This is a genomic window from Mesorhizobium sp. B2-5-13 (genome assembly GCF_006440535.1).
GTDB lineage: Bacteria > Pseudomonadota > Alphaproteobacteria > Rhizobiales > Rhizobiaceae > Mesorhizobium > Mesorhizobium salmacidum.
In genome coordinates, this window is record NZ_VFUI01000014.1 from 100,575 (window position 1) to 124,952 (window position 24,378).

The 24,378-nt window shown below is 64.2% G+C and carries 24 protein-coding genes; 13 read left to right on the plus strand and 11 right to left on the minus strand.

All coding sequences use genetic code 11. The features are described from left to right. Positions 1-13 precede the first annotated feature (13 nt). Together FJ434_RS21530 and petA are read right to left on the minus strand one after the other, a co-directional pair. Positions 14-1,315 (minus strand): cytochrome b N-terminal domain-containing protein, encoded by a 1,302-nt coding sequence (locus FJ434_RS21530; protein ID WP_140504915.1) that lies wholly within the window; start codon positions 1,313-1,315, stop codon positions 14-16. Positions 1,316-1,331: 16 nt separating this feature from the next. Continuing rightward, positions 1,332-1,892, minus strand: coding sequence for a ubiquinol-cytochrome c reductase iron-sulfur subunit (gene petA / locus FJ434_RS21535; protein WP_015316073.1), 561 nt, complete (start codon positions 1,890-1,892; stop codon positions 1,332-1,334). A 313-nt stretch (positions 1,893-2,205) separates the two neighbouring features. Here petA and FJ434_RS21540 point away from each other — a divergent pair, with 313 nt between their 5' ends. Together FJ434_RS21540 and FJ434_RS21545 are read left to right on the plus strand one after the other, a co-directional pair. After that, positions 2,206-2,550, plus strand: a complete 345-nt coding sequence (locus tag FJ434_RS21540) for a cupin domain-containing protein (RefSeq protein WP_027143369.1) — start codon at positions 2,206-2,208, stop codon at positions 2,548-2,550. Positions 2,551-2,633: 83 nt separating this feature from the next. After that, positions 2,634-3,518, plus strand: a complete 885-nt coding sequence (locus FJ434_RS21545) for an alpha/beta hydrolase (RefSeq protein WP_140751067.1) — start codon at positions 2,634-2,636, stop codon at positions 3,516-3,518. On the opposite strand, the gene FJ434_RS21550 is transcribed toward FJ434_RS21545, so the two are convergent. Genes FJ434_RS21550 through FJ434_RS21570 form a run of 5 tightly spaced genes read right to left on the minus strand, consistent with a single transcriptional unit; the run spans position 3,499 to position 8,512 of the window. Next, positions 3,499-3,810, minus strand: coding sequence for a DUF6665 family protein (locus FJ434_RS21550; RefSeq protein WP_140751065.1), 312 nt, complete (start codon positions 3,808-3,810; stop codon positions 3,499-3,501). The genes FJ434_RS21545 and FJ434_RS21550 overlap by 20 nt on opposite strands. A gap of 1 nt (position 3,811) precedes the next feature. Further along, positions 3,812-4,303, minus strand: a complete 492-nt coding sequence (locus tag FJ434_RS21555; RefSeq protein WP_140751063.1) for a GNAT family N-acetyltransferase — start codon at positions 4,301-4,303, stop codon at positions 3,812-3,814. 4 nt (positions 4,304-4,307) lie between these two features. After that, a complete protein-coding gene (locus tag FJ434_RS21560) occupies positions 4,308-6,191 on the minus strand; it encodes an ABC transporter ATP-binding protein (RefSeq protein ID WP_140751061.1) in 1,884 nt (627 codons plus the stop codon). A 10-nt stretch (positions 6,192-6,201) separates the two neighbouring features. After that, positions 6,202-8,088: an ABC transporter ATP-binding protein gene (locus FJ434_RS21565; protein ID WP_140751059.1), complete on the minus strand. Its 1,887-nt coding sequence runs from the start codon at positions 8,086-8,088 to the stop codon at positions 6,202-6,204. A gap of 28 nt (positions 8,089-8,116) precedes the next feature. Next, complete coding sequence (locus FJ434_RS21570; protein ID WP_140505189.1) at positions 8,117-8,512, minus strand: hypothetical protein; 396 nt, start codon at positions 8,510-8,512, stop codon at positions 8,117-8,119. Between the two features lie 409 nt (positions 8,513-8,921). Here FJ434_RS21570 and FJ434_RS21575 point away from each other — a divergent pair, with 409 nt between their 5' ends. Continuing rightward, a complete protein-coding gene (locus FJ434_RS21575) occupies positions 8,922-9,380 on the plus strand; it encodes a tRNA (cytidine(34)-2'-O)-methyltransferase (protein ID WP_140751057.1) in 459 nt (152 codons plus the stop codon). A gap of 129 nt (positions 9,381-9,509) precedes the next feature. Then, complete coding sequence (gene soxR / locus FJ434_RS21580; RefSeq protein ID WP_140751055.1) at positions 9,510-9,980, plus strand: redox-sensitive transcriptional activator SoxR; 471 nt, start codon at positions 9,510-9,512, stop codon at positions 9,978-9,980. Positions 9,981-10,074: 94 nt separating this feature from the next. Here the strand turns inward: soxR and FJ434_RS21585 are convergent, their stop codons facing one another. Further along, positions 10,075-10,332, minus strand: a complete 258-nt coding sequence (locus FJ434_RS21585) for a hypothetical protein (protein WP_023770299.1) — start codon at positions 10,330-10,332, stop codon at positions 10,075-10,077. Positions 10,333-10,500: 168 nt separating this feature from the next. Here FJ434_RS21585 and hemF point away from each other — a divergent pair, with 168 nt between their 5' ends. The 5 genes from hemF (at position 10,501) to FJ434_RS21610 (ending at position 14,276) form a co-directional block, all read left to right on the plus strand. After that, on the plus strand, positions 10,501-11,415 hold the full coding sequence (gene hemF, locus FJ434_RS21590; RefSeq protein WP_140712492.1) for an oxygen-dependent coproporphyrinogen oxidase: 915 nt from the start codon (positions 10,501-10,503) through the stop codon (positions 11,413-11,415). A 302-nt stretch (positions 11,416-11,717) separates the two neighbouring features. Further along, positions 11,718-11,978 (plus strand): DUF1344 domain-containing protein, encoded by a 261-nt coding sequence (locus FJ434_RS21595; RefSeq protein ID WP_140504897.1) that lies wholly within the window; start codon positions 11,718-11,720, stop codon positions 11,976-11,978. A gap of 213 nt (positions 11,979-12,191) precedes the next feature. Beyond that, on the plus strand, positions 12,192-12,377 hold the full coding sequence (locus FJ434_RS21600) for a DUF1059 domain-containing protein (RefSeq protein WP_140504895.1): 186 nt from the start codon (positions 12,192-12,194) through the stop codon (positions 12,375-12,377). Positions 12,378-12,623: 246 nt separating this feature from the next. Further along, positions 12,624-13,202, plus strand: coding sequence for a hypothetical protein (locus FJ434_RS21605; protein ID WP_140751053.1), 579 nt, complete (start codon positions 12,624-12,626; stop codon positions 13,200-13,202). A gap of 276 nt (positions 13,203-13,478) precedes the next feature. After that, the gene (locus FJ434_RS21610) at positions 13,479-14,276 is read left to right on the plus strand and encodes a S8 family serine peptidase (protein WP_246678357.1); all 798 of its coding nucleotides are present in this window, start codon (positions 13,479-13,481) and stop codon (positions 14,274-14,276) included. A 48-nt stretch (positions 14,277-14,324) separates the two neighbouring features. Here the strand turns inward: FJ434_RS21610 and FJ434_RS21615 are convergent, their stop codons facing one another. Genes FJ434_RS21615 through FJ434_RS21625 form a run of 3 tightly spaced genes read right to left on the minus strand, consistent with a single transcriptional unit; the run spans position 14,325 to position 16,845 of the window. Further along, positions 14,325-15,587: a CCA tRNA nucleotidyltransferase gene (locus tag FJ434_RS21615; protein WP_140751049.1), complete on the minus strand. Its 1,263-nt coding sequence runs from the start codon at positions 15,585-15,587 to the stop codon at positions 14,325-14,327. Continuing rightward, positions 15,584-16,216 (minus strand): CoA pyrophosphatase, encoded by a 633-nt coding sequence (locus tag FJ434_RS21620; protein WP_140751178.1) that lies wholly within the window; start codon positions 16,214-16,216, stop codon positions 15,584-15,586. The genes FJ434_RS21615 and FJ434_RS21620 overlap by 4 nt, the downstream gene beginning before the upstream one ends. Then, positions 16,216-16,845 carry a DUF1285 domain-containing protein gene (locus FJ434_RS21625; protein WP_140751176.1) on the minus strand — a complete coding sequence of 210 codons (630 nt, stop codon included), beginning with the start codon at positions 16,843-16,845 and terminating at the stop codon, positions 16,216-16,218. Before FJ434_RS21625 ends, FJ434_RS21620 begins: the two co-directional genes overlap by 1 nt. A gap of 157 nt (positions 16,846-17,002) precedes the next feature. Between FJ434_RS21625 and FJ434_RS21630 the strand changes: the two genes are divergently transcribed. The 4 genes from FJ434_RS21630 (at position 17,003) to FJ434_RS21645 (ending at position 24,274) form a co-directional block, all read left to right on the plus strand. Continuing rightward, positions 17,003-18,007, plus strand: coding sequence for a MoxR family ATPase (locus tag FJ434_RS21630; protein ID WP_027143386.1), 1,005 nt, complete (start codon positions 17,003-17,005; stop codon positions 18,005-18,007). Between the two features lie 265 nt (positions 18,008-18,272). Continuing rightward, positions 18,273-19,322: a DUF58 domain-containing protein gene (locus FJ434_RS21635; RefSeq protein WP_246678356.1), complete on the plus strand. Its 1,050-nt coding sequence runs from the start codon at positions 18,273-18,275 to the stop codon at positions 19,320-19,322. Then, positions 19,319-22,141, plus strand: a complete 2,823-nt coding sequence (locus tag FJ434_RS21640; protein WP_140751047.1) for a DUF4159 domain-containing protein — start codon at positions 19,319-19,321, stop codon at positions 22,139-22,141. Before FJ434_RS21635 ends, FJ434_RS21640 begins: the two co-directional genes overlap by 4 nt. Positions 22,142-22,201: 60 nt before the next feature. After that, positions 22,202-24,274 (plus strand): hypothetical protein, encoded by a 2,073-nt coding sequence (locus FJ434_RS21645; protein WP_140751045.1) that lies wholly within the window; start codon positions 22,202-22,204, stop codon positions 24,272-24,274. The last annotated feature ends 104 nt before the right edge of the window (positions 24,275-24,378 follow it).

Sequence of the window (24,378 nt, forward strand, 5' to 3'; positions counted from 1 at the left end):
GATTCTCTACCGCTCAGCCCTTGGTCTCAGGTGCTGCCGTGGCGCCCACCGGATGTCCGCTGCCACCCTTGTTCTTTTCGAGCACCGCCTCGGTGATCGAGTTCGGCAGCCTGCGCGGTGTCTCGATCAGGCCAAGAACCGGCAGGACGATGAGGAAGAAGGCGAAGTAGAACAGCGTCGCCATCTGCGCCATGAACACATAGCTGCCTTCCGCCGGCTGCGAGCCCAGCCAGCCCAGCAGGATGGCATCGGCCACGAACAGCCAGAAGAACAGTTTGTACCAGGGCCGGTAGACCGCCGAGCGCACCTTGGAAGTATCGAGCCACGGCACCAGGAACAGCATGACGATGGCACCGAACATGCACAGCACGCCGCCGAGCTTGGAATTGATCGGCCCGACATTGAAGGTGATGGCGCGCAGGATCGCGTAGAACGGCAGGAAGTACCATTCCGGGACGATATGGGCCGGGGTCTTCAACGGGTTGGCGACCGTGTAGTTGTCCGGATGGCCGAGATAGTTCGGCAGGTAGAAGACGAAATAGGCGAAGACGAACAGGAACACGATCATGCCGAACGCGTCCTTGATGGTCGCGTAGGGGGTGAAGGCGACGGTGTCGGTCTTCGACTTGACCTCGATGCCGGTCGGGTTCGACTGGCCGACGACATGCAGCGCCCAGACATGCAGCACCACGACGCCGGCGATCATGAACGGCAGCAGGTAATGCAGCGCGAAGAAGCGGTTCAGCGTCGGATTGTCGACGGCGAAGCCGCCGAGCAGCAGCTGCTGGATCCAGTCGCCGACCAGCGGAATGGCGCTGAAGAAACCGGTGATGACGGTGGCGCCCCAGAAGCTCATCTGCCCCCATGGCAGCACATAGCCCATGAAGCCGGTCGCCATCATCAGGAGGTAGATGATGCAGCCGAGGATCCACAGAAGTTCGCGCGGCGCCTTGTAGGAGCCATAATAAAGACCGCGGAAGATGTGCAGGTAGACGGCGATGAAGAAGAACGAGGCGCCGTTGGCATGCATGTAGCGCAACAGCCATCCCGAATTCACGTCGCGCATGATCTTCTCGACCGAACCGAAGGCGAGATTGGTGTCGGCCGTATAGTGCATGGCCAGCACGATGCCGGTCAGGATCTGCGCCACCAGCATGATCGCCAGGATGCCGCCGAAGGTCCACATATAGTTCAGGTTGCGCGGCACCGGATAGGCGATGAAGCTGTCATAGACCATCCTGGGCAGCGGCATGCGGGCGTCGAACCAGCGTTCGATACCGGTCTTCGGCGTATAGGTCGAGTGTCCCTCGCTCATCGAAATATCCCCTGCCTCAACCGATAAGGAGTTTGGTGTCGGAAACGAACTTGAATACCGGAATCGCCATGTTCTCCGGCGCCGGGCCTTTGCGGATGCGGCCGGCAGTGTCGTATTGCGAGCCATGGCACGGGCAGAACCAGCCGCCGAAATCGCCTTCCTGGCCGAGCGGAATACAGCCCAGATGGGTGCAGACCTGAACCATCACCATCCAGGCTTCCTTGCCGGGCGTGGTGCGGTTGGCGTCGGTTGCCGGCGCATCGGATGGCAAATTGGCGTTGCGCGCGATCGGATCTTTGAGATCGGAGAGGCTGACGGCCTCGCCGTCCTTCATTTCCTTCTCGGTGCGGTTGCGCACCACGACCGGCTTGCCGCGCCACTTGACGATCAGCGAGCTGCCAGGCGTCAGCGAGGAGACATCGACCTCGACCGAAGCGAGCGCCAGTGTCGAGGCGTCGGGGCGCATCTGGTCGATGAACGGCCAGGCGACGGCACCGGCGCCAACCACGGCGGCCATGCCGGTGGCGACGTAGAGAAAATCTCGACGGTTGGGATCGTGGATGTCGGTTGCGCTCACGGGTGCCTGATCCTTTCGCCTCTTCCGCGCCGGTGGCCGAGCCTTGTCCCCGCTCAATCACGCCAACCCGACAGCGCATGGCGAACAGGCTAGCGAATTCCTCCGGCATTTGGACTTCGGTTTATGCGTGAAGCCCGTTTTTGTCCAGACGGGTGAAGGCACAAGGGCAGATTGTCGCGGGGACGAAATACCCTGTCGCCGGGCGGGACGGCCAGGCGCCGCGAAAGGCGGCTAAACAACCGGGAAACAACCGCAAATCCGATGCCTGGCTTCGCCTCGACACGGAGCATCGGCGTGATCTATCCTTGGCCGCATGGCGCATGTCATCGATCGCGAGGAATGGGCTGTTCGTTCCAACCACTGGAAGGGCGAACTGCAATGCGGCGCCTACGGCTCGAACTCCTGCCTGATCTTCAACTACCTGCCCGACGTCGGCGGCGGCCCGCGGCTGCACGCCCATCCCTATGCGGAGATCTTCATCATCCGCCAGGGCACCGCCTTGTTCACGGTCGGCGACCAGGAAATCGAGGCCACCGCCGGTCAGATCGTCATCGTGCCGCCGCACACGCCGCACAAATTCACCAATCTCGGCCCGGGTCCGCTGGAAACGACCGACATCCACGAGAACGGCAGCTTCATAACCGAATGGCTGGAGTAACTCCTGCATAACCCTGGCGGCTTCCCGGTCGGCGCCTAGATCTACGGCATGGGAGCCAACCGGAAAGCCGCCAGGGCCAGGACATGCAAACCTCGACCATCGAAATCGAAGGCCTGAGCATTGCCATGCGCGAGGCAGGCCCTGCCGGAGCACCGGCTTTCCTCCTGCTGCACGGATGGCCGCAAAGCTCCTACGCCTTCGAGCGGGTGATCGGCCGGTTGGCGGCCGACTACCGGGTCGTCGCCCCTGACCTGCCCTGCATCGGCGACTCGCAAGGCCTGCCCGGGGCTGGCGACAAGAGAACCCTGGCGAGACTGATGAGAGGCGTCGCAGAGACTTGCGGACTACGCCAGCTCGTGGCCGCCGGCCATGATGTCGGCGGCCAGATCGTGTTTGCCTTGTTGAGAGACCATCCGGACATCCTTTCCGGCGCGGCGATCATGGATGTCGTCATTCCAGGCATCGCGCCGTGGGAGAAGGTCATTCGCGATCCGCGGATCTGGCACTTCGCCTTCCATGCCGTCCCGGCCTTGCCGGAAACGCTGGTCAGCGGCCGTCAGAGCGCTTATTTCGACTTCTTCTTCAATGTGCTTTCGAAGGATCGAGCCTCGATCCCTGACGACGCCAGGGAAATCTACGCCAAGGCCTATTCACGGCCGGAAAGCCTCCAGGCGGGGTTCGACTGGTATCGTGCCTTTCCCGAGGATGCCAAGGTCAATGCCGCGCGGCCCGCGAAACCGATTGCGGTTCCGGTGCTGTATCTGAGGGGTGCGGCCGAGTCCGGCGACATCGGCGACTATGTCGATGGCTTGCGTGCAGCCGGGCTCTCAAATGTCGAGGGCGACATCATAGCCGGCAGCGGACACTTCGTTGCCGATGAAAATCCCGAAGCGCTTGCCGCCCGCCTGGCGCGCTTCCACAGGGAAATCAGCGCGGCAAGCTCCAACTCTACATGGCGCCAAGCCTGACCAGCACGGCTTTCGGGATGTTGTATTCGCGGATGACGGCGTCATGCTTGCGAAAGCCGCACAATTCGCGCTGGATGAAATAGCCATGCACCGCGGCGGCGGCCTCCTTGAGCAGACGGGGGCGCAACTCATCGTTGCCATTGTCGCGCAGCCGGGCCAAGGTTTCTTCCACGCGCTGCCCCGCGCGACCGAGTGCCGCCGCCTTCTCGGCGAGGATTTCATGGCCAAGCGCGTCGAAGGCCGCGTCGGCGGCCGACGCGCCGGCAAGATGAGATGGCGGACTCAAGGACATTTCAGTTCCCCTTCCCGAGCACCATGCGGTGGGTGACGAATTCTTCGCCTTCCACGCGCTGAAAACCAAGCCGTTCATAAAAACCGAAGGCTTCCGGCGGCGCGCGGGTGTTCAACACAGCGAAATATTGGCCGGCCCGGCCGATCACGGTCTCGACCAGCATGCTGCCAAGGCCGTTGCGGCGGTGGCGCGCACTGACGAACAGGTGCCGGACCCGGCCCTGGTCCCTGCCCTCGAAATAGGGATCGATGTTCAGCCCGCACACGCCGGCGAGTTCCCGGCCATGCCACATCCCGAACAGTCCCTCGCCCCGCTTCAGGAACTTGTTGCGGCCGCTTGCCCAGCCATCGCCCAGGCGCACCAGCATCCAATAGCCTTCCAGCCGGCTCTCTTCCTTCAACGCGCCGAAGGCCACCACGGTTGGTCGTAAACGCTTGAGGACATAGCCGACCTCTGGGCCGACCTCTGGGCCGAACTCTGGCGATCCAACCATGCGCCTACTCCGCCGGCCGCGTCTCTTCCAGCACGCTTTCCTCGTGATAGAGGAAGCCGCCGGACTGGCGCTTCCACAGCCGGGCATAGAGCCCGTCGAGCGCCACCAGTTCGTCATGCGTGCCTTGCTCGACGATGCGGCCGCCGTCGAGTACCACAAGGCGATCCAGTGCCGCGATCGTCGACAGCCGGTGCGCGATGGCGATAACGGTCTTGTTCTCCATCAGCCGCGTCAGATTCTCCTGGATCGCCGCCTCGATGTCGGAATCGAGCGCCGACGTCGCCTCGTCGAGAATCAGGATCGGCGCATCCTTGAGGAAGACGCGGGCGATCGCCACGCGCTGGCGCTGGCCGCCCGACAGTTTGACGCCGCGCTCGCCGACGAAGGCCTCGTAGCCCTGGCGATCCCTGTTGTCGCGCAAGGTCAGGATGAATTCATGGGCCTCGGCCTTCCTGGCCGCCGCGATCACCTGCGCGTCGGTCGCATCGGGCATGCCGAGCTTGATGTTGTCGCGCAGCGACCGATGGAACAGAGCGGTGTCCTGGCTGACGACGCCGATATTGGCGCGCAGCGAATTCTGCGTCACACCGGAGACGTCCTGGCCGTCGATAGTGATCCGGCCGCTTTCGAGATCGTAGAGGCGCAGGATCAGGTTGGCCAGCGTCGTCTTGCCGGCGCCCGATGGCCCGACCAGCCCGACCTTCTCGCCCGGCTTGACGACAAGGTCGATGCCGTTCAGCACGCCAAACCCGTTGCCGTAGTGGAATTCGACATTCTTCACGTCGATGCGTCCGCCCGTCACCACCAGCTCTTTCGCGCCCGGTGCGTCGGTCAGGCCGAGCGGCTGCGAGATCAGCGCCTTGGAGTTCTCCAGCACGCCAAGGTTTCGCAAGATACCGTTCATCTGCATCATCAGCCGTCCGAGCAGCATGTTGAGGCGCAGCACCAGCGACAGCGTGAAGGCGACGGCGCCGACGGTGATCGAGCCCTCGACCCACAGATAGACGGCAAAGCAGCCGATCGCCGTGATCATGATGCCCGACAGCGTCGTCAATGCCATGCGCACGCCGGTCAACCGGCGGGTGAAGGGACGCAATGCGTCGAGATAGATGTCGAAGCCGTTCCTGATGTAGCGGTCGTCTCCGTCGGCCGCGAACAGTTTCAGTGTCTGTACATTGGAATAGGAATCGACGATGCGGCCATTGATCATCGAGCCCGCCTCGGCCGTCGCTTCGGCGTGCTTGCGGATAGCCGGCAGATAGAGCTTGGCCAGAAATCCGAATGCGGTGATCCAGATCATCACCAGCACCGCGAGCCTGAGGTCGAGCCCCGCGACCAGCGCCAGCGTCGTCACCGTATAGACGATCATGAACCAGACGACCTCGATGAAGCTTTCCATCAGGTCGCCGGTCGCCTGCCCGGCCTGCCAGACTTTCGTCGCGATCCGGCCGGCGAAATCGTTCTGGAAGAAGGCATAGGACTGGCGCGATACGTGCCGGTGCGCCTGCCAGCGCACCAGATTGTAGAAGCCGGGCGTGATCGTCTGTTCGTCGACCAGCGCCGACAGCCCGACGACCACGGTGCGGATGACCAGCACCACCGCGACCATGAACATAAGTTCGGGGCCGGCGGCGGTCCACAGCGCGTGCCAGCTCCGCTCGCCGGGCAACTGGTCGAGAATATCGACCAGCCGTCCGACGAAATAGAACAGGCCGGCCTCGACCAGCGGCGCGATGCCGCCGATGACCAGCATGGCGAAGAAGGCGAACTTCGCCTGCCCGACATAGTGCCGGAGGAAGCCGGCGACGCTGGCCGGTGGCCGAAGATTCGCCGGCTCCCTGAACGGGTAGACCCAGGTCTCGAACCAGCGGTAGACGGCTGTCATCATGCGGCGGCCATCATTCTGCGGCTTGCCCCCTTACAACTGCGTCGTTGGCGGCGTCGACCGGGCCGTCTTCGAGCAGGAATCCACCCGACTGGCGCTGCCAGAGCTGCGCGTAGAGCCCGCCTCTGGCGACCAGTTCCTCGTGCGAACCCTCCTCGATGACGCGGCCCTGGTCCATCACGACGAGCCTGTCCATCGCCGCGATGGTCGACAGCCGGTGCGCGATGGCGATGACGGTCTTGCCCTGCATAAGCCTGTAGAGATTCTCCTGGATGGCGGCTTCCGCCTCGGAATCGAGCGCCGACGTCGCCTCGTCAAGGATAAGTATGGGCGCGTCCTTCAACATAACGCGAGCAATGGCGATGCGTTGCCGCTGACCGCCGGACAGTTTGACGCCACGGTCGCCGACATAGGCATCGAAGCCCTGGCGGCCGCTATGGTCCGAAAGCGCCGATATGAAATCCAGCGCCTCTGCCCGCCGCGCCGCCTCGACAAGCATGTCGTCGCTGGCATCGGGCCGGCCATAAAGGATGTTCTCGCGCACCGAACGATGCAGCAGCGAGGTATCCTGTGTGACCATGCCGATCTGGGCGCGCAGCGAATCCTGCTTCACGCCGGCGATCTCCTGGCCGTCGATCAGGATCCGGCCGGACTCCAGATCGTAGAAGCGCAAGAGGAGATTGACCAGCGTCGACTTGCCGGCGCCCGAGCGTCCGACAATGCCGACCTTTTCGCCCGGCTTCACCGTCAGCGACAGGTTTTCGATGACGCCCTTCTGCTTGCCGTAGTGGAAGCGGATGTCCTCGAAGCGGATATCACCTTTGGAAACGCTGATCTCCTTGGCATCCGGCCTGTCCTCTACGAGGCGCGGCAGCGAGATGGAGGCAATGCCGTCCTGCACCGTGCCGATATTCTCGAACAGGCCCGACATTTCCCACATGATCCACTGCGACATGCCCCACATCCGGAGCACCAGGCCGATGACCACTGCAACCGCGCCAATCGTCACCGCTTGCCCCATCCACAGCCACAGCGAGATGGCGGTGACCGAGAACAGCAGCAGCGCGTTCAGTATGTAGAGCGAGCCGAACAGTACCGTCACCAGCCGCATCGACCGGTAGACCGTGTCGAGGAAGCCCATCATGCCTTCCCTGGCGAAGGCGGCCTCGCGGCGCGAATGGGAAAACAGCTTGACCGTCTGGATGTTGGTGTAGCTGTCGACGACGCGGCCGGTCATGGTCGAGCGCGCATTGGCCTGCTCCTCGCCGACCTTGCCCAGGCGCGGGATGAAAAAGCGCAGCAACAGGATGTAGCCGACCAGCCAGACGCCGAGCGGCGCCGCCAGCCGCCAGTCGGCCGAACCGACGATCAACAGCATGCCGAGGAAATAGACGATGACGTAGTTCAGGACGTCGATCACCTTGATGACGCATTCGCGCACGGCGAGCGCGGTCTGCATCAGCTTGGTGGCGATGCGGCCGGCGAATTCGTCCTGATAGAAGCTCATCGATTGCTTGAGCAGGTAACGATGCACCTGCCAACGGATGCGCATGGGATAGTTGCCCATCAGCGTCTGCTGGTTGAGCAGCGAATGCAGCCAAACCGTGCCGGGCAGCGCAAACAAGACGATGAAGGCCATGCCGGCGAGCTTCCAGCCCTCCGTCTGCAGGAAAGTCTCGCGGTTCTGCCCCGACAGCCAGTCGACGATGCGGCCGAGGAAGCCGAACATCCACACTTCCGCGATGGCGATGGCCGCCACCAGCACCGCATCGACAAGGATATAGGGCCATGCCCCGCGCGTATAATGCAGGCAGAAGGCAACCAGCGTCTTGGGCGGCTCGACCGGTTCCGCGGCCGGGAACGGATCGAGCCTTCTTTCAAACCAGCTAAACAAAAACATAGGATACGCCTTAAAATCTGTTTTCCGCTTACGCGGCTTGGCGACGTACAAAGTCCTCGGACCGCATGGCGTCGAGGGCCGACGCTCCGGAATCATCCGGAGCGTCGGCCCTGCTTCGCGCTATATAGGGGTTCGCCGGTTTTTCGCCGACAGGCACCTTTGTCGATCCTGACGACACGGCGCCACCAGTCCGGTTCTTCGCGCCCGGCCGGATCAGCCGGACGATCCGGCGCACCAGCGACGGCCGGCTCGGATCGGGAACCGCGTGCGAGAAATCGACATCCGGCAGCATGCCGCGATGCGGACGCCTGCGCACTTCGGCATGAACCGCCGACGAATAGGTGTCGCCGATCAGCAGCGCCCAGGTCGGCAGCCGGTGGACATGCAGGCTCCTCGAGCCCGGTATTCTGTAGGGATCGAACATCGGTCCGTCCTCCGTGTGAAAATAGAGATGAAAAGGATGATCGACATCGTGCCGCGGGATCGGCGGCGGATCAGTCGGGACGCGTTGGGATGGGGCCATCGGCCCCTTCGGCAGCTTAAAAAACATCGCAGGATTCCTTCGAAGACCAGGGTATGGTTTCGGCGGAAATCGGTGCGGAAGTGTCTAAAAGATCAGGAGAAACGTCGTACCGAAACCGCCAGGGCGCAAGTAAGCCCACGGGTGGGGCGCTGGATGTACATGGCCATCATGAATTACCCCTCCATCGGTTCGGGTTGACAATGCTGGTCGTATACTCGACTTCGCAGAAAATGGCCACCCGCAGGTCCAGGAATTTCCAAAACCGCGAAGCATCTGTGGCCGATCTGCCACTTATTAGAAGGACGCGAAAGTGAACCGTGGTCTCCGCATCGCGCTCTACCAGCCTGACATCGCCGGCAATACCGGGACAATCCTGCGCTTCGCCGCGTGTCTCGGGCTTGGCGTCGACATTATCGAGCCGGCCGGCTTTCCGCTCTCCGACAAAGCGCTCAAGCGCGCCGGCATGGACTACCTCGAAATGGCTGCCCTGACCCGGCATGTCGACTGGCACGCCTTCGAGGAGTGGCGCAAGGCGCGCGCGGATCGGCTGGTGCTGCTGTCGACCAAGGCTACGACCCCCTACACCGACTTCAGCTTCACCAACCGCGACATCCTCCTGTTCGGCCGCGAATCCGCGGGCGTGCCGGATCCAGTCCATCAGGCGGCGGATGTTCGGCTGACCATCCCGATGCGGCCCACCGCGCGCAGCCTCAACGTCGCCCTTTCCGTGGCCATGGTGGCGGGCGAAGCCATCCGGCAGCTCGGCTAGGGGACCGGCGGCAGCGCGGTCCGCGGTGATTTTTGCCCAGGCGCACATCCGCCTTCTCCTTCGTTTGCACATCCAGGCTTTCTTGGCTACAAGCTCAACTTAACTTGAGGTCAAGCGGAAAATCGAGAGATGGCACCAGCGTTGGAATTGACGGTCGGCCAGGTGGCTGCGCGCAGCGGTGTGGCGGTGTCGGCGCTGCATTTCTATGAAACCCGCGGGCTGATCCGCAGCCACCGCACGTCAGGCAACCAGCGCCGCTACGGCCGCGACGTGCTGCGCCGGGTGGCGATCATCAAGGTGGCGCAGGAGGTTGGCATCTCGCTGGCCGAGATCGGTGAGGCATTGGCATCCCTGCCCGAGGGCCGGACGCCGACACGCGACGACTGGAACCTTTTGTCGACAGCCTGGCGCGACGGGCTCGATCACAAGATCGCCCAGTTGAAGAAACTGCGCGACGGGCTGACCGACTGCATCGGCTGCGGCTGCATGTCGATCGACAAATGTCCGCTGCGCAATAAGGAGGATCGGCTGGCCCGGGAGGGAACTGGCGCGCGGCGGCTGGTTCTTCCTTCTTCCCATGCACGGGGAGAAGGTGCCTGAAAGGCGGATGAGGGGCAGCGCCAGCACTCGAAGGTTCGCGCCGTCCCTCACCTGCCTACCGGCATCCTCTCCCCGCAAACGGGGCGAGGAAATCCTAATCCGCCGCCGGCAAGCGCCTGATCGTAAACTCGATCAAATCCCCCGGGCGCTCGAACCAGCTTTCGATCTCGGTCCAGTAGGCCTGCTTTGGGAAGCGTTCGAACCATTCCTTGGCCTTGAGGCGGGCATCCGAGCGCGGCAGGACGAAGGTCTCGCGCAGGAACCCGTCGCGCGGCATGCGCGCGCGCTCGGCCCGGCTTTGGTCGAGCCTTTTCTTCAGTCCATCCAGCGGCGGTCTTGCCGGGGTGCGCACGAAACAACTCCTTGCACCTGGCGCATGACCCCGAAATCGGAATCGAGGTTCGGAAAGGATCATGCGCGAAACCAAAGTGACTTGACCCTGTCCCTTAAGAGATTAGGGATCGCGCCCGGAAAAGACGAGTCTTTTGTCGACTCACCGCCCCGCAACCGGAGACGGCACTTGGAACGACCTGAAATACCGGCGGGGCTGCCCGCCGACATCGAAGAGAAGAAGATGAAGGCCCGGCTTTGGTTCGAGGCGCTACGCGAGCGCATCTGCGCCACCTTCGAGCAGATCGAGCAGGATCTCGGCGGGCCACTGGCTTCGTGGTCGCCGGGCCGTTTCGAAAAAACGCCGTGGGAGCGCGATCAAGGCACGGGCGGCGGCGGCACCATGTCGATGATGCATGGCCGTGTCTTCGAGAAGGTCGGCGTCCACACTTCGACCGTTTATGGCGAGTTCTCGCCCGAATTCAGGAAGCAGATGCCTGGCGCCGAGGAAGACCCGCGTTTCTGGGCATCGGGCATTTCGCTGATCGCGCACCCGTGGAACCCGAACGTTCCGGCCGTGCACATGAACACGCGCATGGTCGTCACATCCAGGCATTGGTTCGGCGGCGGCGCCGACCTGACGCCGGTGCTCGACCGCCGCCGCACGCAGGACGATCCCGACACGACAGCCTTCCACCGTGCCATGCAGTTCGCTTGCGAGAAGAACGCCGGCGTCGCCGACTATCCGAAATTCAAGGCCTGGTGCGACGAGTACTTCTTCCTGCCGCACCGCAACGAGCCGCGCGGCACTGGCGGCATCTTCTTCGACTGGCTGCATTCGGCTGAGGAGAAGGGCGGCTGGAACGCCGATTTCAATTTCGTCCAGGACGTCGGACGTTCGTTCCTCGTCGTCTACGGCCATTTGGTGCGCGCCAACTTCAACGAGAACTGGACCGATGGCGACCGCGACGAACAGCTCATCCGCCGCGGCCGCTATGTCGAATTCAACCTTCTTCACGATCGTGGCACCATCTTCGGGCTGAAGACCGGCGGCAATGTCGCCTCGATCCTGTCCAGCCTGCCGCCGGAGGTGCGCTGGCCGTAACAAGATGGTGAGCGCGACGTGAAGCCGCATTGATGTCCCATTTGTCGAAAATGGGCGCGGAATGTGACGCCAGGAATATCTTTTTCGTCTAATATCCATCTGAAAAAATTGGGTTATTTGTCGCATTTGGGTCGGGAAGCGCCGGTGGTTTGCCTGAGGGCAATTCCAGGAAATGCAACCGCTTTCCCTTCGGAATTGCGTCGGAACGAGGCGGGCCGCGACTCGACGCGACCGGACGGCCCAAAGACGATGCGGATTGTCCTCGTCAAAAAGGATGCCCGCTCTTCCAGGAGTATATCAGCATGAGAAAGATCATTGTTTCCGCTGCCGCCGCCGCGCTTCTTGCTTCCGGTTCGGTGGCGTTCGCCGCCGTCAAGCATACCACCGGAACGGTCAAGACCTTCGATACGGCGTCCAAGAGCCTGGTTCTCGACAATGGATCGTCTTTTACGCTTCCCGAGACTTTCAAGGATCCTGGCCTGAAGGTCGGCGAGAAGGTCAGAATTACGTGGGACATGAGCGGCAAGAACAAGGTTGCCGAGGCAGTCAAGATCGTGAAGTGATGGCCTGCCCGCAGGGCTAGCGTAAAGAGGGCGGAGCAGCGCTGCTCCGCCTTTTCACCGTTGACCGCAACCAATACCACCCCATCTGTGTTATGGTCTTCACCCTGCCCGTGGTCCGGTTCCGAGGCCGCACAGCGGGCCAAGAAGATGCGGAGCTCCGGCCTGTCCTGCAGGGCAGTCGATCCGGCTCCATGGAGGAAGAGGAGAAATCCCATGAAGCAGTTCCACTGCGGATCGCTGGTTCCCGGCTGCGACTGGCACACCCGTGCCGACGAGGAGGCCGAGATCATGCGCCGTGCCGTCGAGCATATGCGCGAAACGCATGGCGAGACGATCATCCGCGAGACGATGATCGAGGCTATCCGCTCCCGAATTGAGAAGGCCCGCGACGCGGCGTAGGGCGCGGCGGGGGCTGTCGGTATTAACAAAGGAACCGCGGTGGCGCTCGGGTAACGCGCGTCGCATCGGTTTCTTTCGACGTATGGCCTGCGCCTCCAAAAATCATATTTGCTCCAGCTAAAATAAACCGTGCGGTAACCGAACCCGTGCGATCGTTCAGACTGATATCCAGACTACAGGCGCTGCCAGAGGAGCCCGTCGCCGTCAGGCGCTGGTCCGGAATCGGTGGGGCGAGGTGTTTCGCGGATGCGCGAAAAGTTCGGCAATCGTGCGAGTTTGTGCGCAACGGCGCTCCTGCCGTGGGCGCTCCTCGGCCCGCCGCCGGCGGTTGCCCAGGAATGGGCGACATCGCTCATCGACATCCACCAGGGCTCGCCGCTCAGCGACAAGGCGAGAGGTCTGGGTGACGGCGGGTATGAGTTGCAGACCGGAAGCCGGATATCGTTCAATCAGTGGTACCAGACAAACTGGGTCGACATGCATGTGGACCTGATGACGCAGATCACGCAGGACACCGGTATTCTTTGGGGGTTTGGCACCGGGGAACAAGGCGAGAAATATCGGATCGAGCCCAGCCTCAAGCTTGGTTTCCTCACACAGCTGCATCCGAGTGCGAACAGCATACTGTCCCTGTCGTTCACCACGACCTTCGGCGGTAAGCTCACCGAAAAGCCCTGCCAGGCCGATTATGGGGATCTGGGCACCTACAGCGTCAATTGCCGGCTCGCCGCCGGCGAGATGGCGCCCGAGGAAACCTTGAAATATCTGGTTAACGCTAAACCGGAGAGCCAGCATCTCTGGCTGAATTACCGTGTTACTTTCTGATCGCGAGGGGCCGGGCACGAGATGTGGCGTAGCCGCCGGAGATTCGCGGTCGTCCGTCCTAGCTTCCGTTTGAACCGAGGTAAGATCATGTCAAATGCGCGTTGGAAGTTCGGTGTCGCCACGGCCCTCGCCCTTCTGCCGGCTTCCATAGCGGCGGCTCAAGAAGCTGGCGGTGCGGATCCGCTATCCGCGCTCTGCCTGGGCGGTCGGACGAACGCTTCCATATGCCTGAGCGCAACCTTGCCGGCGGCCACATCGCAGACTTTGCAGGGCTGGATGAGCCCGGATGTCGGAGCCGCATGGCGTGCCGGTTACAAGGGCCAAGGCGTCACCATCACGATCGTCGACGATTTCTCCAGCACATCGAAGTTCAGCGGCAATTTCGGCATCGGCACGCAGACCCAGCGCCACGGCGAATGGACCCGCGAAGAAGCCAGCATGGTTGCGCCCTTGGCAACCATAAGGTCGAAAGACTTTTCCACCAGCTCATCGGTCGCGCTGTCGCCGGGCCTGAACGTGCTCAATCTGAGCTATGGCATGTACACCAATGCGGGTTACAGCCCCAGCCAGATCGGATGGAGCGCCGAGGAAGCCTCCATCATCTCCTATGCCACCAAGGGAACGGCCGTGGTTTCGAAGGCCGCGGGCAACGACGCGGTTGCCGTGGGCGGCGTCACCAGCGGCCAGCAGGATTATCTCGACCTCGCCCTGGTCGGAAAGGCATCCGCGATTTTCGTCGGCGCGCTCAACAGCAACGGCACGACGTCGAACAAGGCCAGCATGGCCTGGTACTCCAACATCGCCGGCTCCAACCAGGCTGCGCAGAGCCATTTCCTGGTCGTGGGTGTCACCGGGGACAAGACCGGCCTTTACGGCACATCTTTCGCCGCGCCGATCGTTGCCGGCTACGCCGCCATCGTGGGCAGCAAGTTCACCAAGGCAACGCCGACCCAGATCACCAACCAGTTGCTGAACACGGCCCGTACCGACACGCTGGCCAACTATAGCGCCTCCGTCTATGGCAAGGGCGAGGCAAGCCTTTCGCGTGCCCTCGCTCCGCTGTCGATCAGGTAGCGGCACGGAACCGCAGGGTGGCACCGGCAGAGACCCAGCGGTTCTGGCCTACGTTTCAAGGGCCTGCGCGGCGCGTTCGAGCAGCGCGGCGCGATCAGGCGCAAATCCCGCTTCGATCCATTCCGCCTCGATGTTTTTCAGGATTTCGCCGAGCTTCGGCCCTGGCGTTGCGCCGAGCGCGGTCAGATCGGCCCCACGCAGCGGAAATTCGGGCCTTTCCCATTTGAGCGCAAAGGCAAGCAGGCGCGAAAAGCCGCCCGCTTGAAGCAATGCATTATTGTCCTCGACAGCGCGCATCCGCGCCGCGGCAAGCGCAAGCCGCAGGCGGTCGACAAACCCTTGCCGGTCGCCGCGATAGAGTTTTTTCGCCAGTTCGCCCTCGGTCGTCTTCGGCTCGATGGCCGTGGAGAGCGCCCAGTGGAGCATGCGGTCGGCTTCGGCGGTCGAGAACCTGAGCCTCTCGGCCAGCGTCTTCATGCGCGCCGCATCCGGCGGCACGATTGCCTCCAGCCGCAGCATCGGATCCACCGCCCAGCTCAGGTCCTTCTCGGCCTTGGTCAACCCGTGGATCGCGTCGATGCCCCATTTCTCGCTTTCCGACAGCGCCGCGGTCAGGACACCGGCCTGCCGCATCCAGAGCAGCGCCCGCGAAGGATCGGGGGCCGACAAGAGCTTCTTCAGTTCGGACCAGATGCGTTCCGCCGAGAGTTGGCCGAGGCCCTCCTTCAGCCGGGCACAGGCCTTCAGTCCCTCGGCGTCCGGCCGGCCATCGCCATACCAGGCAAAGAAACGGAAGAAGCGCAGGATGCGCAGATAATCCTCGCGGATGCGGGCCTCCGGATCGCCGATGAAGCGCAGCCGGCGCGCCTCGATGTCGGCAATGCCGCCGACAAGGTCGACAACCCGTCCGTCGGCCTCCGCGTAGAGCGCGTTGATGGTGAAATCGCGCCGCTCGGCGTCGAGCTTCCAGTCGCGTCCGAACGACACCTTGGCGCGGCGGCCATCGGTCTCCACATCGGCGCGCAAGGTGGTGATTTCGTAGGGTTTGCCGCCGGCGACCACCGTGATGGTGCCGTGCTCGATACCGGTCGGCACCGCCTTGAAGCCTTCCGCCACGGCGCGGCGAATGGTTTCCTGCGGCAGGCAAGAGGTGGCGATGTCGATGTCGGTGACAGGCTGGCCCATCAGCACGTTGCGCACGGCGCCGCCGGCGATGCGTGCCTCTTCACCGCCTTCGGTAAGCACGCCCAGCAGGCGCTGCAAATGCTTGTCGGAGAGCCAGTCGGCCCTGCCCGCAATCGAAACACTCACGCATAGAGCCTTTCATAGAGCGTACGGATGATACCGGCGGTGACGCCCCAGATACGCCGGTCGCCATAGGGCATGTCGTAGAAGAACCATTCGAGATCGTTCCACATGCGGCTGTCGCGCTTGTGATTGGCGGTGTCCATCAGGAAGCGCAGCGGCACTTCGAAGGCGGCATCGACCTCGTCGACGTTCAAAGCCAATTGGAAACCCGGCCGCACGATGCCGAGCACCGGCGCGATGCGATAGCCGCTGCCGGCGACGTAATCGGGCATGCGGCCGATGATCTCGATGCGATCCGGGGCAAGACCGATCTCCTCGAAGGTCTCGCGCAGCGCCGCCGCCTCCGGGCTCGCGTCGGTCGCATCGATCGTGCCGCCCGGGAAAGCCACTTGGCCGGAATGATTGCGCAGCTTCTCGGCCCGTTTGGTCAGGAGAACCGTCGCCCCGCCGTCATGGTCGACCAACGGGATCAGCACCGCCGCGTTGCGGAGCGGCTTGCCTGGGTTGAGGCGCGGGTGGCCGGGATTGAAGCGGTGATCGCCATAGTCGTCGCCGGCATGCGCGTCCGGCTGCGCGGCAAAGCGCGCGCGAAAATCCGCCGATGAGAACGGTGCCGGCGACACCTGGTCCATCATGCGCTCAACCGCTCCAACTGATCTGTCGGCATGATCGGAAACACGGCGTTCTTCGAGCGCACCGAAAACATCGCCCTGCCGTCGATCTCGATCTCCTCGCCGTGCCCGACCAGTTCGTACATGACCGGCCGCGCCACCAGCGCCTCCAGCCTGCCGCGCACCAGCAGATAGGGCTTCAAACCGCCGGTCTCGTTCTCGTCGACGAAGCGCAGCGGCCGCTCCGGTCCGGCCTCGACCACGTCGCCGACATTGGTGCGGAAAGTGATGACCTGATCCTCGCCTTCGCCCGAAACATCCATCTCGACGGCGATGAACGGTGCATCGGCGACGCGGATGCCGACCTTTTCCACCGGCGTCACCAGATAGGTCCTGCCGTCGGCGTCCTTGCGCAGCACGGAGGAGAAAAGCTGTACCAGCGGCATGCGGCCGATCGGCGTGCCCAGGTAGAACCAGGTACCGTCGGCCCTGATCTCCATGTCGAGATCGCCGCAAAAGTCGGGATTCCAGCGCTCGACCGGCGCCGCGCCCTTGCCGGCACGGGCCGCGCGCGAGATCAGCGCCTCGAGGCTTCGAGCCTCGGTGGCCTGCGTAAGGCTTTGTTGGCGATGTTCGTGGTGTTCCGTCATCGTCACGAAATAGTCACTGTTGTTCCGCTTGTCAGCCTACGTCTGTGATTTAAGTTCAACCATAGGCGCTCCGCGAGGCCGAATCGCGGCGGTCTATGGTATGGTGCGGACCAGTATTTCCAAACCATGGCATTCCAACCAAAGGGATCGATGCGGCATGAGCGTGATGGTCAAGGAAAGCCCGATCAGCGAAACGGACATGATCGCCGAGGCCGAGAAGGCGCTTGCCGACATCTCCAGGATCCGCGACGGGGTTGGCCGGGTGATCTTCGGCCAGGAAAACGTCGTCGAGCGCACGCTGGTGGCGCTGCTGGCCGGCGGACATGCGCTGCTGGTCGGCGTGCCGGGCCTGGCCAAGACCAAGCTGGTCGAGACGCTGGGCGTCGTGCTCGGGCTTGATTCACGCCGCATCCAGTTCACGCCGGACCTGATGCCGTCCGACATCCTCGGCTCCGAGGTCATGGAGCAGGACGAAACCGGCAAGCGCTCCTTCCGCTTCATCTCCGGCCCGATCTTTGCCCAGCTGCTGATGGCCGACGAGATCAACCGAGCCTCGCCGCGTACCCAGTCGGCGCTGCTGCAGGCGATGCAGGAATATCATGTCACTATTGCCGGCGCGCGCTACGATCTGCCCTCGCCCTTCCATGTGCTGGCGACGCAGAACCCGCTGGAGCAGGAAGGCACCTACCCGCTGCCCGAAGCCCAGCTCGACCGCTTCCTGATGCAGGTCGACATCCTCTACCCCGAAATCGAGGCCGAGCGCCGCATCCTTCTGGAAACCACCGGCGTCGAGGACGCGAAAGCCCAGAACGTGCTGCAGCCGGCACGGCTGAAGGAGATCCAGACGCTGATCCGCCGCATGCCGGTGCCCGAAAGCGTCGTTGAGGCGATCCTCACCCTGGTGCGTTCGGCGCGTCCGGGCCAGGGCAATGCCGACACCGACAAGCATGTCGCCTGGGGCCCGGGTCCGCGCGCCAGCCAGGCGCTGATGCTGTGCACCAGGGCACGCGCGCTCTACGACGGACGGCTGGCGCCCTCGGTCGACGATGTCAGGGCACTGGCCGAGCCGGTGCTGCAGCATCGCATGGCGCTGACCTTCGCCGCCCGTGCCGAGGGCACCAGCGTGCGCGACGTCGTGGCGAAACTCGTGAAAGGCGTTTAGGGTCGGGACCCGCTAATATGATCGAAATGGCGCCTGAAATGGCAAAAAGATGCGAGGAGAACCGCGAAGGTCGGGGTCTTTCCCCCGGCCAAGCGGTTCGACGACGCAGCTTGCAGCCATTTCGGCGTCCGGAGGATGTGGTCCATCTGCCCGCCTACTTTGTCGCGAAGGACTTGAAAGCCGAATGGCTTCCTGCGCCTTCGCTCCGCGTATCCGAACAGATGGCCTCACACCATTTAGATCATATTAGCGGGTCCAGATCCTAATGGCACGTATCGGCGAGGTCCAGGCTCCGGCAGCGACGCGCGACGCGCTCGCCCGCGGCCGGTTGCGGGCTTCGCTTGTCCCCGACCTGCTGGTCGAGGCGCGCCGTATCGTCAACACCGTGATCGCCGGCTGGCATGGCCGCCGCAAGCGCGGCATCGGCGAGAATTTCTGGCAGTTCCGGCCCTATGTCGAAGGCGATTCCTCGCGCATCGACTGGCGCCGCTCGGCCCGCGACGATCACACCTATGTGCGGGATCGCGAGTGGGAAGCCGCTCATACAGTCTGGTTGTGGGCCGACCCCTCGCCGTCCATGCTCTACAAATCGACGGGTGCCGGCGTTTCCAAGCAATCGCGCGCGCTGGTGCTGACACTGGCCATGGCCGAGCTCCTGTCACGCAGCGGCGAGCGCATCGCCTGGCCGGGGCTGACCGATCCGTTCACTGCCCGCAACGGCGCCGAGCGCATCGCGGCCCAACTCATGCATGCCGGCGAGATGCCGGCAAAACCCGATCTGTCCGACATCAGGCGCTTCTGCGACATCGTCATCGCCAGCGATTTCCTCGATCCGGTCGAGGAAACCATGGCCTGGCTCGACGTGCTCGCCCGCCACGGTGTGCGCGCGCATCTGATCGAGGTCGCCGATCCGGCCGAGGAAACTTTCCCCTATGCCGGCCGCACCGAGTTCACCGATCCCGAGACCGGCGACAAGCTGACCGCCGGCCGCGCCGAGATGTTGGCCGACGAATACCGCTTGCTCTACACCGCCCGCCGCCAGGAACTGGCCAGTTGGTGCAAGCGGCTCGGCTGGAGCTTTACCGTCAACCACACCGACCGGCTGGCTTCCGACGCACTGGTGCGCCTGCACATGGCAATGACCGCTGATAACGGTCATGCCGGGCTGACCTCCGGTCATGCCGGGCTGACCTCTGGTCATGCCGGGCTGACCTCTGGTCATGCCGGGCCGAGCGCCACTCCCGGCATGATTGCCGGTGACAATCAGCCTGACATTACCGCCGGTGGCGGCAAGCCTGGGAAGACCGCCGCATGAGCTGGCTGCCGCTCTCCTTCGGCGCTCCCATGGTGCTGTGGGGCCTGCTGGCGCTGCCGGTGATCTGGTGGCTGCTGAGGTTGACGCCGCCCAAGCCGCGAACCGAGGTGTTCCCGCCACTGAAGATCCTGGCCCGTGTGCTGAGACGGGAGGAAACACCGCAGCGCAGCCCTTGGTGGCTGACGCTGCTCAGGCTGCTGATGGCGGCCCTCGTCGTCGCGGCATTGGCCGAACCTGTGTTCAACCCGCGTGAAAAGCTGCCGGCCGAGGGCGCCGCCCTTGCGCTGGTCATCGACAATGACTGGGCCAGCGCCGCCGACTGGAACAAGCGCATCGCCACCGCCGAGCGGCTGATCAACGACGCCGGCTCGAACGGCGTGCCTGTTGTCATCGCCTTCACCGCCGAAAAGCCCAATGCGGAGATCGGCCCTTTTGACGCCGCCGCCGCGCTCGACCGGCTGCGCGCCGCCAAGCCGCGGCCGATCCCAACCGACCGGCCGGCCGTTTATGCCCGCGTCGCTGGTGTGCTGGAGAGCTTGCCCGGCGCCAGCGTCGCCGTGCTGGCGGATGGCCTGGCGGCCAAGGGCGACGAGGCCGCTTTCAACACGCTGTTGTCCAAAAATGCCGCCCGCGTTGTATGGGCGGTGGCCGACCGGCTTTCCCTGACCGGCCTGAGATCAGCTGAAAACCAGGTCGACGGCTTTGGTCTGACCGCCGTCCGCGCGCCGGGCGATCCCGCCCCGGCGCAGGTCACCGCCGGCGCCTTCGACGACAAGGGCCGCCGCATCGCCGATGCGACCCTGACCTTCGCGCCGGGCGAGGCCACGGCCACCGGCACCATGGCGGTGCCGTTCGAATTGCGCAACGACTTCGCCTCGATCGCGCTCGATGGCGAACGCCATGCGGGTGCGGTGCGCGTGCTCGACGAAAGCTCCAAACGCCGCCGCGTCGGGTTGCTGTCGCAAGCCGAGGCCGACCAGGCGCAGCCGCTTCTGTCGCCGCTCTACTACATCAGGCGCGCGTTACAGCCCTTCGCCGATCTGGTCGAGCCCTCCAGCGCCGATCTCGCCGACGCCATCCCGCAGATCCTCGACCAGAAGCCGGCGATGATCGTCATGGCCGATATCGGCACCATTCCCGCGCAGGTTCGGCAAAGGCTGGTCGACTGGGTCGACAATGGCGGCACGCTGGTGCGTTTCGCCGGCTCACGGCTGGCGGCCGCCGGCAATGACGACGATTTGCTGCCGGTCCGCCTGCGCACCGGCGAGCGCTCGCTCGGCGGCGCGCTGTCATGGACCTCGCCGCAGCCGGTCACCGAATTTCCCAAGGCCGGCCCCTTCGCTGACCTGGCGCCGCCGACCGAGGTCACGGTGACCAGGCAGGTGCTGGCCGAGCCGACACCCGACATCGTCGAGCGCACCTGGGCAGCCCTTGCCGACGGCACGCCGCTGGTCACCGGGCTGAAGAAGGGCAAGGGCACGCTGGTGCTGTTCCATGTCACGCCCGAGGCGACATGGTCGAACCTGCCGATCTCGGGCAGCTTCGTCGAGATGCTGCGCCGCATCGTGCAATTGTCCCGCAACCAGGGCGCGGCGATCGCCAATGCCGAAGCCGCCGCCACGTCGCTGGCACCCTATCGCATGATCGCGGCCGACGGCTCGCTGGTGCCGCCGACACCGGATGCGCGGCCGCTGGTGCCGGGCGCCGGGGCACTGCCGGTCACCTTCGAGAACCCGCCCGGCCTCTATGGCTCGGAGACCGGCGTCTACGCCCACAATCTGCTCGACGCCGCAAGCACGTTCGAGCCGCTGGCGCGCCCGCAAGTGTCGGTGCCGGTCAGCACGGTCCAGTATGCCTTTGATGAATCGCGCAACCTGAAGGGTGCGCTGGTGGCGGCGGCTCTGCTGCTGATGCTGCTCGACACGCTGGCGGTGTTGTGGATGGGCGGCCTGTTTTCGCGCCGGCCGCGCCGGGCCGGTGCCGCTGCAACCACCGCCGCTGTATTGATCGGGCTTGGCGCACTGTTCGGCCATGCCGATGTCGCGCGCGCCGACGATGCCAAGCCGGGTGACCAGGTCGCTATCGAGGCGATTTCAAAAACCCGCATCGCCTATGTGCTGACCGGCGTGCCGGGCGTCGATTCGATCAGCCGCGCCGGGCTCCAGGGCCTGACCCGTTTCCTGATCGAGAAGACGGCGCTCGAACCGGGCGCGCCGGCCGGCGTCGACATTTCGAAGGACGAGCTGTCCTTCTATCCGCTGATCTACTGGCCGATCGACCCATCGGCACCGATGCCGAGCCAGGCCGCGATCGCCCGCATCGACGCCTATATGCAGCAGGGCGGCACTGTGCTGTTCGACACGCGCGACCAGTTCGCCAACGGCATCGGCGCCGACTCCACCAGCCCGGCGACCGAGCGGCTGCGCGACATCCTCGGCAACCTCAACGTACCGCCGCTGGAGCCGGTGCCGTCGGACCATGTGCTGACCAAGTCCTTCTTCATCCTGCCCGAATTTCCCGGCCGTTTCGCCGGCAGCCCGCTCTGGGTCGAGGCATCCCTCGACGCCAGCAATGCCGACAACCGGCCGGTGCGCACCGGCGACGGCGTGTCGCCGATCATGATCACCGCCAATGATTTCGCCGGCGCCTGGGCAGTCGACGAGAATGGCGATCCGCTGCTGCCGACCGTGCCGGCCGACCCGATGCAGCGGGTCTATGCGCTGCGCGCCGGCGTCAACATCATGATGTACATGCTGACCGGCAACTACAAATCCGACCAGGTGCATGTTCCCATCCTGCTCGAGCGGTTAGGGCAGTAGGATGATGCTCTTTCTTGCACCCACGCCGATCGACCCTGCCCTGATGCGGGAGGATAAGGCATGAACTGGTCGATCTCCTTCGAACCGCTTTTGTCCTGGCCGCTGTTGGCCCTTGTGCTGGTGCCCTTGGCGTTGCTCGCGCTTGTCGGCCTTGGGTTTCGCCAGCGCGGCGCGGTCCTGCGCTTCGTCGCCCTGCTGGCGCTCGCCGCCGCCCTCTTCAACCCGGTGTTCCTCAATGAGGAGCGCGAGCCACTAAAGAGCGTCGTCGCGCTGATCGTCGACCGTAGCCAGAGCCAGGACATTGGCGACCGCACCAAACAGACCGACGAGGCCGTGGCCGGGCTGCAGCAGCGTCTTGGCCGCTTCAAGCAGTTCGATGTCCGCGTCGTCGAGGCCGGCAAGTCCGACGCCGCCGAGGAGCGCACCGAAACGCGGCTGTTCGGCGCGCTGGAAGGCGCCTTCCGCGACGTGCCGCCCTCGCGTATCGGTGGCGCCATCATGATCACTGACGGCGAGGTGCATGACACGCCTTCGGGCACGCCCGATTTCAACGCCCCGCTGCATGCCCTCATCACCGGCAACGACCATGAGAAGGACCGCCGCATACGTTTCGAGAACGCGCCGCGTTTCGGCCTTGTCGGCAAGCCGCTCGACATGACATACCGCGTCATCTCGACCGAAAACGAAACCGGGCCGGTCGATGTCCGCGTCTCCGTCAACGGCGAGCAGGTTTCGGTCGAGCATGCCACCGTCGGCCAGACCATGCCGCTGCAGGTGACCATCCCGAGTGCCGGCCGCAACATCATCGAACTCGCCATCGACCGCGAACCGGGCGAACTGACCGATGCCAACAACCGCGCCATCGCGCTGGTCGACGGCATCCGCGAAAACCTGCGCGTGCTGCTCGTATCGGGTGAACCGCATGCGGGCGAGCGCACCTGGCGCAATCTGCTGAAATCCGACGCCTCGGTCGATCTCGTCCATTTCACCATCCTGCGGCCGCCGGAGAAGCAGGACGGCACGCCGATCAATGAATTGTCGCTGATCGCCTTCCCCACCCGCGAGCTGTTCGTCGAGAAGATCAAGGATTTCGACCTCATCATCTTCGACCGCTACCAGCACCGCGACGTGCTGCCGATCCTCTATTACGATTACATCTCCGAATATGTCGAAAAGGGCGGCGCGCTGCTGATCGCCGCCGGCCCCGAATATGCCGGCGAGGCTTCGATCGCGCGCACGCCGCTGATGTCGGCCCTGCCGGCCATGCCGACGGGCGAAGTGGTCGACAAGGCGTTCTACCCGCGCCTGACCGAACTCGGCCAGCGTCATCCGGTGACGCGCGGCCTCGACGGTTCGGCCACCGAGCCACCGCACTGGAGCCGCTGGTTCCGCACCATTGGCGTGCAGAACCCGCAAGGCGAAGTGGTGATGAAAGGTGCCGACAACCGGCCGCTGCTGCTGCTCGACCGCAAGGGCGAAGGCCGCGTCGGCATGCTTCTGTCCGATCAGGGCTGGCTGTGGGCGCGCGGCTTCGAGGGCGGCGGTCCGCATGTCCAGCTCTACCGGCGCATTGCCCACTGGCTGATGAAGGAGCCCGAGCTCGAGGAAGAACGGCTGACCGCCGAGGGGCGCGGCATGGTGCTGGAGATCCGCCGCCAGACGATGGCCGACGATCCCGGCCCGGCGCAGATCATCACCCCGTCCGGCAAGACACTCGCTGTAAAGCTCGACAAATCCGAACCCGGCGTCTTCCTCGGCAGCGTCCAGACCAGCGAGATCGGCCTCTTCCAGGTTGCCAATGGCGATCTCACCGCGCTCGCCCATGTCGGACCGGTCAACGCGCCGGAATTCGCCGACGTCGTCTCCACGCAGGAGCGGCTGAAGGCGCCGGCGGAAGCCACCGGCGGCAGCGTGCGCCGGCTGGCCCCGTCCACGGCCAGCGACGTGACGCTGCCTTCCATCGTACCGGTGCGTTCGGCCGGCGAAGCGTCGGGCAGCGACTGGATCGGCCTGCGCACCACCGACGACAGCGTCTTGAAGGCCGTGTCGCGCGTACCGCTGTTCGGCGGCTTCCTCGGCCTCGGCCTGCTGCTTCTGGCAATGGGCTCGATGTGGTACCGCGAGGGACGGTAGCGGGGCGCTGTTCCCTTCTCCCCTTGTGGGCCCGTTGCGCAATATTGCGGGAGGCTTGTTGTGAGGATTGAGGGCGGCCATTTTCGTTGCTTTGGAGGCTTTTC